Origin of the sequence: Polaribacter sp. (assembly GCF_024639685.1) — a bacterium.
Lineage (GTDB): Bacteria > Bacteroidota > Bacteroidia > Flavobacteriales > Flavobacteriaceae > Polaribacter.
The window spans coordinates 291,508-304,163 of sequence record NZ_JAHEHX010000019.1 but is presented as its reverse complement, the minus strand read 5'-3'; the positions used below and the strand labels follow the sequence as shown (position 1 = coordinate 304,163).

Genomic DNA, 12,656 nt, shown 5'->3' with positions numbered 1-12,656 from the left:
TAAGAAAATTAAATACGCTTAGTCTCTTCAAAATAGGAGATAAGAAGATCCACTACATAATTATAAGAATCTATACCTTTAGCTTGTTTATTTGCTTTCAAATAGGCATTGTAGCTCTTTTTAACTAAGGGTTCAAAAGGGTTTTTATACTGTTGCCAAAATTTGTAGCTGGCATTAAAATCTTTAAGAACACCTTTATTTACAGTTTGCCAAAGTTGAGAAGATAGTTCTGGATTTCTTTTCCTAACTTCAGAAATACTGTATCCAAAAGCCATTTTATAGCTGGCGTATTTAAAATAAATATCATCATTATAATTAGCAGCCAAAAAACCAACAAAATTTGCTTCGTTTTCTGCAGCAAATCCTATTTGATGAGCTATTTCATGACAGACAGTTGTTGGAAAACTTGTTTTAGGAATTTTATCATTTATGTGAGCTTCTCCTGTTAATGGATTTAGGTAGCCAGATGTTCCATTGTAACTTTGTAACAAGTTCATTGAAGAACTTTTTAAAGATGAAGTATGATAGCTTAATTGAGAAAAATCATTTTCTAAATTTTTATAACCTTTTAAGGATAGTTTATATAATTCGTTTGTAGAGTAAGGACTTTCCACTTGTATACTATCATTACCAGTAATTTTATGTTGATAATAATTTAGTTCTTTTACAATGAATTTAGTGCTTTTTATTAGTTGATCTTTTGTGTATTTATTTTGCTTATATCCTAAGTTTTTAGCCAATGGTTCTCTGTAGTAATTTAGGCCCCAAAAAAGATAAAAACAAAAATAAATTATTGATAAAAATGCAACAAAATGTGTGATTTTCGGAAGTATATTTTTAAACTTATTTTTAAATAGTAAAAAAATAAAACGTAAGAATAATAGAATAAGAATAGCCAGTAAAAGATCCCCGACAGAATAAGGAATCCAGTCAAATAATTTTCTTAAAAACCATGAAATAATAGGATAGATTCCGTTGGAATAAAAACGTTCAATAAAAGCAGAATTTTCCTCTGCCAAACGCATTAAAAGCATTTGAATAGGTAATAGTAAAGCAATAATTAGTTGTTTTTTATTCCGTTTCATCAAGGTAAAAATAGCAATTCAATTTTAAAGATCACTGGTTATTAACAAGATAATAACAATTTTGTTTACAATAAATGTTTACAAATTAATCTTGTCAAAAATAAAGGCTAATCAACCTAAAAAAGTACATTTGTGTCAATGGAAAAAACAAATACGATAGCAGCAAAGAAGATTGATAAATCTAGAATTATAAGTCTTGAAAAAGGAAAAATCCCCCCACAAGCAGTAGAGCTAGAAGAAGCTGTATTGGGTGCAATGATGATTGATAAAAAGGGTATAGATGATGTAATTGACATCTTACATTCTGATGCCTTTTACGATGCAAAACATCAAGAAATTTACGCTGCTATTTATGAATTATTTCAAAATTCACAACCTATAGATATTTTAACAGTTTCTAACTTGTTGAAAAAGAACGGAAAACTAGAAATGGTTGGTGGAGATTTTTTCCTGATACGTTTAACTCAGAAAGTAGCTTCTTCTGCGCACATTGAATTTCATGCAAGAATCATTTTACAAAAATATATTCAACGTAAATTAATTTCAATTTCATCAGAAATTATAGAAAGTTCTTACGACGAATCTACAGATGTTTTCGATTTGTTAGATGAAGCAGAAGGTAAGTTGTTCGAAGTAACACAAGGTAACTTAAAAAAGAGTTCAGAAGATGCTGGATCACTTGTTAAACAAGCCTTAAAAAAGATTCAAGAAATAGGAAACCAAGAAGGTATGTCAGGTTTAGCTACTGGTTTTACAAAATTAGATGCGTTAACTTCTGGTTGGCAACCTTCAGATTTAATTATTATTGCTGCAAGACCAGGTATGGGTAAAACAGCATTTGTAATTTCTATGGCTAAAAACATGGCTATAGACTTTAATCATGCAGTTGCAGTTTTCTCTCTAGAGATGTCTTCTGTTCAATTAATAACAAGGATGATTTCTTCAGAAACAGGTTTAACTTCAGAAAAATTAAGAAAAGGTAATTTGGAGCCTCATGAATGGGAACAGTTAAATGTTAAAGTAAAACGCTTGTCTGATGCACCTATTTTTATTGATGACACACCTTCTTTATCAATATTTGATTTACGAGCAAAAGCAAGACGTTTAGTATCTCAGCATAATGTAAGAATTATTGTAATTGATTACTTGCAATTAATGACTGCAGGTGGAAATGGAAAAGGTGGAGGAAATAGAGAGCAAGAAATTTCTACTATCTCTAGAAACTTAAAAGCATTAGCAAAAGAACTTTCTTTACCAGTAATTGCTTTGTCTCAACTATCAAGAGCAGTTGAAACACGTGGAGGATCTAAAAGACCATTATTGTCAGACTTACGTGAATCTGGAGCTATTGAGCAAGATGCAGATATTGTAAGCTTTATATTTAGACCAGAATATTATGGAATGACAGAATGGGATGATGATGAACATACACCATGTGAAGGTCAAGGAGAATTTATTGTTGCAAAGCATAGAAATGGTGGTTTAGACAATATTCGATTAAAGTTTACTGGGCATTTAGCAAAATTTTCTGATTTAGAAGAAGGATTTAGTTCTGAGTTCCAGTCTTCTATGAATGCAGATTTTCCTGACGATTTTTCTGTTAATCAAAGAATAGAACCAAAAGATGCATTTGGGAGTAATGATGATGATGTACCCTTCTAAAAACTTACATAATTTATAAATTAAATGAAATACACAATAGCTTTAAAGTAATTGTGTATTTTAGTTTTTGAAATGAAAAAACTCTTTTTAATAGCTACTTTTTTATTGATTACAAACTCTTTATGGGCATCGTTTATTTATGTTCCTATGGATGATGACAATCAAAAAAGTCATCTAAAAGCCTATGGAATTGTATTTTTTGGTTTAGAAGCTGGTTTAAAATCAAAATGGTTATTAAATTATGATGGAGGTGCTTTTTTGATAGAAAATAATAAGGCTATTGAAAATGAGTGCAAAATTCGAGGAGTTTCTTATCAAATAATTTCGAATGCTAAAGCACAATTAATTTTGCAAGAAATTGCATCTCCTTCTTCTAATCAGGATGCAGTAACATTAGAGAAAGCACCAAAAATTGTAGTGTATTCGCCTAAAGATAAAATGCCTTGGGATGATGCTGTGACTATGGTTTTAACCTATGCAGAAATTCCTTTCGATATTATTTATGATAAAGATGTGTTAGCAGATAAATTATTAATTTATGAATGGCTACACTTACATCATGAAGATTTTACTGGGCAATATGGAAAGTTTTATGGTTCTTTTAGAACTGCACCTTGGTATATAGAAGGTAAAAAAAATGCAGAGTCTTTAGCTAAAGAACTAGGTTTTAATAAAGTGTCTGAAGAAAAATTGGCTGTTGCTAAAAAGATAAGAGATTATGTAGTTGGTGGAGGATTTATGTTTGCAATGTGCTCTGCAACAGATAGTTTTGATATTGCTTTATCTGCAGATGGGTTAGATATAGCAGAGGCTATGTTTGATGGAGATGCATCAACCTTAAATTATCAATCTAAAATTAACTACAATAAAACGTTTGCTTTCAAAGACTTTCAATTGGAAAGAAGCCCAATTATATATGAATTTTCTTCTATAGACATGACAAGAAAACGCAGAATTCCTAAAACTTCAGATTACTTTTCGTTAATTGAATTCTCTGCAAAGTGGGATCCTGTACCAACCATGTTAACTCAAAACCATACAACTTTAGTAAAAGGTTTTATGGGGCAAACTACTTCTTTTGATAGAAATACAATAAAATCTAACATATTAGTTTTAGGAGAAAACAAAACCAATAGAGAAGCAAGATATATTCATGGCACAAAAGGTAGGGGAATGTTTACTTTTTATGGAGGACATGACCCTGAAGATTATACACATAGAGTAGGAGACCCAAAAACAGAACTAGATTTATATCCAACATCACCTGGTTACAGGTTAATTTTAAACAATGTATTGTTTCCTGCAGCAAAAAAGAAGAAGCAAAAAACATAAAGTACGTTCTGTTAATAAAACATCAATAAATAAATTTTTATTTCTTTAGAAAGTAAATCTCTTTTGTATTTTTGCCATATAAAATTATTTTAGAAAAAATGCCAACAACACAAGAATTACAAAATTTTACGCAACAAGTTCGTAGAGATATTTTAAGGATGGTACATAAAGTAAATTCTGGTCATCCAGGAGGTTCTTTAGGCTGTGCAGAGTTTTTTACCTGTTTATATCAAGAAGTAATGGATTACTCTACAGACTTTACCATGGATGGTAAAAATGAAGATTTATTTTTTCTTTCTAATGGGCATATCTCTCCTGTTTATTATAGTGTTTTGGCTCATAGTGGATTTTTTCCTGTAGAAGAGTTGAATACGTTTAGATTAATTGATTCTCGTTTACAAGGGCATCCAACTACTCATGAAGGTTTAGAAGGTATTAGAATTGCATCTGGTTCTTTAGGTCAAGGTTTATCTGTTGCACTTGGTGCTGCAGAGGCTAAGAAATTAAACAACGATGATAAATTAATTTATTCTTTACATGGTGATGGAGAGTTACAAGAAGGCCAAAACTGGGAAGCAATTATGTACGCATCAGCTAAAAAAGTAGATAATTTAATTGCTACTATTGATTTAAATGGAAAACAAATTGATGGAGCTACTGACGATGTTTTACCAATGGGTAGCATAAAAGCAAAGTTTGAAGCGTTTGGTTGGGATGTAATAGAAGTTAAAGAAGGTAATAATATAGAAGTTGTTTTAGCTGGCTTAGTTGAAGCAAAATCTTTAACAGGTAAAGGAAAGCCAGTTTGTATTTTATTAGAAACAATGATGGGTAATGGAGTCGATTTTATGATGCATACACATGCTTGGCATGGTAAAGCACCAAATGATGAGCAATTAGAAAGTGCTTTAAATCAAAATCCTGTTACAATAGGAGATTACTAAATAAGTATTACAAAATATTATTAAAGGGTTGTGTTTTTAAGCACAACTCTTTTTTATTTTAATAGTTATAGTAAACAGAATTTATGATTTTATTTAACGTCAAAGTGTGTTAGAACTTTTATATTTACATTCTTTAATGAATACATCTTTTTTGCGATAAATCAACCTAATTTATAAATAAACTATGAAAATTGGTATCGTTTGTTATCCCACCTTTGGTGGAAGTGGAGTAGTAGCTACTGAGCTTGGTATGGCTTTAGCTGATAAAGGCCATGAGGTACATTTTATTACTTATAATCAACCTGTACGTTTAGACTTTATATCCCATAATTTACATTTTCATCAAGTTTTAATTGAAGAATATCCACTTTTTCAATACCAACCTTATGAATTGGCTTTATCTAGTAAAATGGTAGAAGTTGTTCAAAAATATGACCTCGAAATACTACATGTACATTATGCAATTCCACATGCATATGCCGCATTTATGGCTAAACAAATGTTATTGGAAAAAGGTATTCAAGTAAAAGTAGTGACTACTCTTCATGGAACAGACATAACACTTGTGGGTAGTCATCCAAACTATAAAACAGCAGTAGAATTTAGTATTAATAACTCAGACATTGTTACAGCAGTTTCTAATAATCTTAAAGAAACAACAAATAAACTCTTTACTATTAAAAAAAATATAGAAGTGGTTTATAATTTTATTGATACAGAAAAATATGATAAGGCTAGAGAGGAAGAATGTAGGCGAATAGCATTGGCAAAACCTGAAGAAAAAATCATAACACACATAAGTAACTTTAGGCCAGTAAAAAGAGTAGAAGATGTTATTAATATTTTTTATAGAGTTCAAAAAGAAATCCCATCTAAACTATTAATGATTGGTGAAGGGCCAGAAAGAGCAAAAGTAGAGGCTTTAACGAAAAAATTAAATTTAAGAAAAAAAGTTTTTTTCTTAGGAAATAGCACAGAAATTGATAAAATACTTTGTTATTCTGATGTTTTCTTATTGCCTTCCAAGACAGAAAGTTTTGGGTTAGCTGCTTTAGAGGCAATGGCAGCTAAAACAGCAGTAATTTCTACAAATACAGGTGGTTTACCAGAAGTTAACATTCATGGTGAAACTGGGTATTTAAGTAACTTAGGAGATGTAGATGATATGGCTAAGAACACACTTAAAATATTACAAGACGACAGTATTTTAAATAAATTTAAAGAAAATGCAAAAGCACATACTAAAATGTTTTCTTTAGATAATATTTTACCTATCTATGAAGAAATTTACACTTCTTGCTTCAAATCTATACTTTAATTTAAATATTATTTTATTTCTAATAATAGCTTTATATTTCAACACCTATAAATTTTAATTACATGAAAAAATTAGCATTACACTGGAAGATTTTAATTGGAATGGTATTGGGAATCCTTTTTGGGTTTTTAATGAATTCAATCGATGGTGGTAAAGGTTTTGTAATTGACTGGATTAAACCTTTTGGAACTATATTTATCAATCTTCTAAAGCTAATTGCTGTTCCATTAATATTGGCTTCTTTAATAAAAGGAATATCAGATTTAAAAGATATTTCTAAAATTAAGAAAATGGGTTTACGAACAATGATTATTTATATGATAACTACTTTAGTTGCCATTGTTATTGGTCTTGGAATTGTAAACTTGGTAAAGCCAGGCACAGGAATGTCTAGTGATACAATTGAAAAAATTAAAGCGAAATATGAAACTTCATCTGGAGTTGTAGATAAGTTAACAAAAGCTTCTGCTCAAAACGATGCAGGACCATTACAAGCTTTAGTAGATATTTTTCCAAGCAATATTTTTAATGCACTAGGTAATGCAAGTATGCTGCAAATTATCTTCTTTGCACTATTTGTTGGTATTTCTTTACTATTAATTCCAGAAAAAAAAGCAAAACCCTTAATGAATTTCTTTGATTCTTTAAATGAAGTAGTAATGAAAATGGTAGATTTGATAATGTTATTTGCTCCATATGCTGTTTTTGCATTATTGGCCAACGTTATAATTGCTTTTGATGACACTGAAATTTTATTAAAACTTTTAGTTTATGCATTATGTGTTGTTGGAGGATTATTATTAATGATTGGGTTCTATCTTTTATTGGTAAGCGTGTATACAAAGAAATCACCAATTTGGTTTTTAAAACAAATTAGTCCAGCTCAATTATTAGCATTTTCTACAAGTTCTAGCGCTGCAACTTTACCTGTAACTATGGAGAGAGTAGAAGAACACCTTGGTGTAGATAAAGAGGTTTCTGGTTTTGTTTTACCTGTTGGGGCTACTATTAATATGGATGGTACAAGCTTGTACCAGGCAATTGCAGCAGTATTTATTATGCAAGTTGTTTGGCCAGAAGGGTTATCTTTCTCTAACCAATTAATAATTGTTGCTACAGCTTTATTGGCTTCTATTGGTTCTGCAGCTGTGCCAAGTGCAGGTATGGTTATGTTAGTAATCGTTTTAGAATCAATTAACTTTCCTGCAGAATTATTACCTATTGGTTTAGCACTTATTTTTGCTGTAGATAGACCTTTAGACATGTGTAGAACTACCGTAAATGTAACAGGAGATGCTACTGTTTCTATGATTATTGCAAAATCTTTGGGTAAATTACATGATCCTAATTCAAAAAATTGGGATGATAATTACGATACTGTAAAATAATTTATAAAAATGAATAAGCTAAATTGGAGTAAAAAAGAATTTGAAGTTTATGTACTTCTTTTTGCTGCACATTGCAATCATTTTGAATCAAAAGAAGAGCAAGATTATATTCTAAACTGGGTAGATGAAAAAATGTATAACAAAATTCATACAGAAGTTGTTATAGATTCTGAAGAAACCAACTTAAATAAAATACAACAATACTTATATGAAAATGATTTTACACAAACAGAGAAAGAGGCTTTAATTAAAGATATTAAAAATGTGTTTTTTGCTGATGGAACAGTAGATACAATAGAAAAAAACATATTTACTTTACTAAAAAAAATAATAGATTAATATTTAATAAAAATTTTCAGCTTTAGTTTTTGGTGTAATTAAAATAAAAGTAAGATATTTGCAACAATAAAAAAGTAAATGACATTTTTTCAAAATCATCATCATCATTTTTACAATTGCTCTCAAGCGATTTAAAAATGTATTGAATAAAATCAAGATATTTATAAACCTGTTTGAGCAAATCAAACAGGTTTTTATTTTTAAACCGAATTTGCTCAAATTCTATTTAAATTAAAATTAAAAAATGAGTTATTTAAGAATTGCAGTACAAAAATCAGGAAGGTTAAATGAAGATTCAATGAGAATCTTAAAAGACATTGGTATTTCTATCGATAATGGAAAAGACCAACTAAAAGCTGCAGCAAGAGACTTCCCTGTAGAGGTTTTTTATTTGAGAAATGGAGATATTCCCCAGTATTTAAGAGATGGAGTAGTAGATGCTGCTATTATTGGAGAGAATGTTTTAATAGAGAAAGGAAGTGATTTAGATTTTGTAGAACGTTTAGGCTTTTCTAAATGTAAAGTTTCAATTGCAGTGCCTAAAGATTCAAAAGCAAATTCTTTAAAAGATTTAGAAGGCAAAAGAATTGCTACTTCATATCCAGAAACTGTAAAACAATTTTTGGCAGAGCAAAATATAGATGCACAATTACACATCATTAATGGTTCTGTAGAAATCGCACCTAACATTGGTTTAGCAGATGGTATATGTGATATTGTTTCAAGTGGAAGTACATTGTTTAAAAATGGTTTAAAAGAGATTGAAGTGCTTTTAAAATCAGAAGCTGTTTTAGCAGTTTCACCTGAAATTGATGAAGAAAGAAAGCAAATTTTAGAAAAAATACAATTTAGAATTATGTCGGTTTTAAAAGCTAGAAATTCTAAATATGTATTGCTTAATGCTCCAAATGATAAATTAGATAAAATTTTAGATTTATTGCCTGGTATGAGAAGCCCAACTGTATTGCCATTAGCAGAAGAAGATTGGAGTTCTGTGCACACAGTAATTAGTAAAAATGATTTCTGGAATATTATTGATGAATTAAAAGCTAATGGAGCAGAAGGAATTTTAGTTTGTCCAATAGAAAAAATGGTGCTTTAAATTTTATTGTAGATGAAAGTTATTCTAAATCCTAATAAAGAAACGTGGTCTGCAATTTTAGAAAGACCAACTAAAACAGTAGATGATATTGAAGCTACAGTTTCTAAAATTTTTAAAGAAGTTCTAGAGACAGGAGATGTTGCAGTTAACAAGTACACCAATCAATTTGATAAGGTGCAATTAACTTCGAACACTGTAACTTCAAATGAAATCGAAGAAGCAAGTAAAAGTGTGTCTCAAGAATTAAAAGATGCCATTAAACTAGCTTATAAGAATATTAGTAAATTTCATCAAGCACAAAAAACAAACAAAGTAGTTGTAGAAACTGCAAATGGGGTTCTTTGTTGGCAAGAAAAAAGACCAATTCAAAAAGTTGGTTTGTACATTCCAGGAGGAACAGCACCACTTTTTTCTACGGTTTTAATGTTAGCAGTGCCTGCACAAATTGCAGGTTCTAAAGAAATTGTATTGTGTTCTCCTCCTAATGCTGAAGGTAAAATTCATCCAGCTATTTTGTATACTGCTAATTTATGTGGGGTAACAAAAATTATTAAAGTTGGTGGAATTCAAGCTATTGCTGGTTTAACTTTTGGTACAGCAAGTATTCCACAAGTATATAAAATCTTTGGTCCAGGAAACCAATATGTTACAGTTGCAAAGCAATTAGCCACAAAACATGGAGTTGCTATAGATATGCCTGCAGGACCTAGTGAATTGTTAGTAGTTGCAGATGATTCAGCAAAAGCGAGTTATGTAGCATCAGATTTGTTAAGTCAAGCAGAGCATGGAGTAGATTCACAGGTAATTTTAGTATCTACCTCTCAACAATTAATTAATGATGTGGAAACTGAATTGAATTCACAGATTGAGCAATTATCTAGAAAAGAGATTGCAAAAAAAGCAATCGCGAATTCAAAATCAATTTTAGTTGAATCAGATGAAATTGCATTAGATTTAATTAATGATTATGGTCCAGAACATTTTATTGTTTGTACGAATAATAACAATTATTATATAGATAACATTGCTAATGCTGGATCTGTTTTTATTGGTAATTACACTCCAGAAAGTGCAGGTGATTACGCTTCAGGTACCAATCATACCTTACCAACAAATGGTTATGCAAAAAACTATTCAGGCGTTAATTTAGACAGTTTTAAAAAAAGTATTACGTTTCAAGAAATATCTGCAGCAGGTATTCAGAATATTGGAAATGCTATAGAAATTATGGCTGCAGCAGAAGGTTTAGATGCACATAAAAATGCTGTTACACTTCGTTTAAAAGATTTACAATAATGAATGTTTTAGATTTAGTTAGAGATAACATCAAAAATATTAAACCTTATTCATCTGCTAGAGATGAGTACAAAGATGCCACTTCAGAAAGTATGATTTTCTTAGATGCTAATGAAAATCCTTACGAAAATGGTGTAAATCGTTATCCAGATCCACAACAAAATGATGTAAAAGATCTTTTAGTAACCATTAAAAATGTTGCTAAAGAAAATATTTTGTTAGGTAATGGAAGTGATGAAGTTTTGGATTTAATTTTTAGAGCTTTTTGCGAACCAAATAAAGACAATATTATCACATTACCACCAACATATGGTATGTATTCTGTATTAGCTAATATTAATGCTATAGAGAATAAAAAGGTTTTATTAACTGAAGATTTTCAGCCTAAAGTTGATCAGATTTTAGATGCTGCTAATAACAACAGTAAAATATTATTTTTATGTTCACCCAATAATCCTTCAGGAAATAGCTTTTCAACAGAAAAAGTAGAAACACTTTTAAATAATTTTAAAGGCTTGGTTGTTATTGATGAAGCTTATATCGATTTTTCTGAGCAAGAAAGTTGGTTAAATCGTTTAGAAGAATTTCCAAATTTGGTAATTACACAAACCTTGTCTAAAGCCTATGGTTTAGCAGGAATTCGTTTAGGAGTTTGTTATGCATCAAAAGTAGTAATTTCTATTTTAAATTCGATAAAACCACCTTATAACGTAAACGAATTAACCCAACAAAAAGCTTTTGAAAGGTTAAAGAAGGTTGATGAAGTTGAAGCAGAAATTAAAGCAATTAAGCAAGAAAGAGAACAACTAATGAACTCTTTAAAAAGCATCAATTTTATATCTAATATTTATCCTTCAGATTGCAATTTTGTTTTGGTAAAAGTAGATGATGCATCTAAAAGATACAACCAATTAATTCAGTTGGGTATTGTAATTAGAAACAGAACTACACAGCCTTTGTGTGATAATTGTTTGAGATTTACAGTAGGAACAACAGCTGAAAACAAGAAATTATTACAAGCATTAAAAGAATTACAAAATGCCTAAAAAAGTACTTTTTATAGATAGAGATGGAACTTTGGTTCTAGAACCACCTGTAGATTATCAATTAGATAGTTTAGAAAAATTAGAATATTATCCTAAGGTTTTTCAATACATGGCTAAAATAGCCAGTGAATTAGATTTTGAATTGGTAATGGTTACCAATCAAGATGGGTTAGGTACAGAATCATTTCCTGAAGATACTTTTTGGCCTGCTCAAAATAAAATCATAACAGCCTTTGAAAAAGAAGGTGTTGTTTTTTCTGAGGTTTGTATTGATAAAACTTTTCCTCATGAAAATGCAGAAACACGTAAACCAAGAACAGGTTTGTTAACCAAGTATTTTTCTGATGATTATGATTTAGAAAATTCTTTTGTTTTGGGTGATAGAATTACAGATATGGAGTTGGCTAAAAATTTAGGTACAAAAGGTATTTATTTATCTGAAAATCTAGAGTTAGGAGCTGATGAAATTGAATCATCAAAAAAAGAAATTTTAGAAGCAATTGCATTAACAAGCACAGATTGGAAAACAATTTATGAGTTTTTAAAATTACAAGACAGAGTTGCAGAAATCACAAGAAATACTAATGAAACTAAAATTTACATTCAGATAAATTTAGATGGTTCAGGTAAAAATGACATTGATACTGGCTTAAAGTTTTTCGATCATATGTTAGATCAAATTGGTAGACATGGAAACATGGATTTAACCATTAAAGTTGATGGTGATTTGGAAGTAGATGAACATCACACTATAGAAGATACCATGATTGCTTTTGGAGAAATTTTCTATAAAGCTTTGGGCAATAAATTGGGTATAGAAAGATATGGTTTTTGTTTACCTATGGATGATTGCTTAGCACAAGTGGCTATAGATTTTGGAGGTAGAAATTGGTTAGAGTGGGATGCAGGATTTAAACGTGAAATGATAGGTGATATGCCAACAGAAATGTTTTTCCATTTATTTAAATCATTCACAGATGGTGCAAAATGCAACTTGAATATCAAAGCAGAAGGCACAAATGAGCATCACAAAATAGAGGGTATTTTTAAAGCGTTTGCAAAAGCTATGAAAATGGCTGTAAAAAGAGATGCCAATAAGATGTTTTTACCCTCAACAAAAGGAATGTTATAATTTAGGTTTTAG

Annotated in this window: 11 protein-coding genes; 10 read left to right on the top strand and 1 reads right to left on the bottom strand. The window is 30.0% G+C overall.

Annotated elements, in window-relative coordinates; genetic code table 11:
• Positions 1-8: 8 nt before the first annotated feature.
• Entirely contained in the window at positions 9-1,085 is a 1,077-nt protein-coding gene (locus tag Q0L44_RS07390) for a DUF3810 domain-containing protein (protein WP_296637157.1), read from the bottom strand.
• Between the two features lie 138 nt (positions 1,086-1,223).
• Here Q0L44_RS07390 and dnaB point away from each other — a divergent pair, with 138 nt between their 5' ends.
• The 10 genes from dnaB (at position 1,224) to hisB (ending at position 12,644) form a co-directional block, all read left to right on the top strand.
• Positions 1,224-2,747, top strand: a complete 1,524-nt coding sequence (gene dnaB / locus Q0L44_RS07385; RefSeq protein WP_296637156.1) for a replicative DNA helicase — start codon at positions 1,224-1,226, stop codon at positions 2,745-2,747.
• 147 nt (positions 2,748-2,894) lie between these two features.
• A complete protein-coding gene (locus tag Q0L44_RS07380; RefSeq protein WP_296637627.1) occupies positions 2,895-4,079 on the top strand; it encodes an asparagine synthetase B in 1,185 nt (394 codons plus the stop codon).
• 98 nt (positions 4,080-4,177) lie between these two features.
• Positions 4,178-5,023 (top strand): transketolase, encoded by an 846-nt coding sequence (locus tag Q0L44_RS07375; protein WP_296637155.1) that lies wholly within the window; start codon positions 4,178-4,180, stop codon positions 5,021-5,023.
• Positions 5,024-5,207: 184 nt separating this feature from the next.
• The gene (bshA, locus tag Q0L44_RS07370) at positions 5,208-6,341 is read left to right on the top strand and encodes an N-acetyl-alpha-D-glucosaminyl L-malate synthase BshA (protein ID WP_296637153.1); all 1,134 of its coding nucleotides are present in this window, start codon (positions 5,208-5,210) and stop codon (positions 6,339-6,341) included.
• Positions 6,342-6,403: 62 nt separating this feature from the next.
• Positions 6,404-7,729 (top strand): dicarboxylate/amino acid:cation symporter, encoded by a 1,326-nt coding sequence (locus Q0L44_RS07365; protein ID WP_296637151.1) that lies wholly within the window; start codon positions 6,404-6,406, stop codon positions 7,727-7,729.
• Positions 7,730-7,738: 9 nt separating this feature from the next.
• The gene (locus tag Q0L44_RS07360; protein ID WP_296637149.1) at positions 7,739-8,068 is read left to right on the top strand and encodes a hypothetical protein; all 330 of its coding nucleotides are present in this window, start codon (positions 7,739-7,741) and stop codon (positions 8,066-8,068) included.
• Positions 8,069-8,312: 244 nt separating this feature from the next.
• Entirely contained in the window at positions 8,313-9,170 is an 858-nt protein-coding gene (hisG, locus tag Q0L44_RS07355) for an ATP phosphoribosyltransferase (protein WP_296637148.1), read from the top strand.
• 12 nt (positions 9,171-9,182) lie between these two features.
• Positions 9,183-10,466, top strand: a complete 1,284-nt coding sequence (gene hisD / locus Q0L44_RS07350; protein WP_296637147.1) for a histidinol dehydrogenase — start codon at positions 9,183-9,185, stop codon at positions 10,464-10,466.
• Positions 10,466-11,512, top strand: coding sequence for a histidinol-phosphate transaminase (hisC, locus tag Q0L44_RS07345; protein WP_296637146.1), 1,047 nt, complete (start codon positions 10,466-10,468; stop codon positions 11,510-11,512). The genes hisD and hisC overlap by 1 nt, the downstream gene beginning before the upstream one ends.
• Positions 11,505-12,644 carry a bifunctional histidinol-phosphatase/imidazoleglycerol-phosphate dehydratase HisB gene (hisB, locus tag Q0L44_RS07340; protein ID WP_296637145.1) on the top strand — a complete coding sequence of 380 codons (1,140 nt, stop codon included), beginning with the start codon at positions 11,505-11,507 and terminating at the stop codon, positions 12,642-12,644. The genes hisC and hisB overlap by 8 nt, the downstream gene beginning before the upstream one ends.
• Positions 12,645-12,656 lie beyond the last annotated feature (12 nt).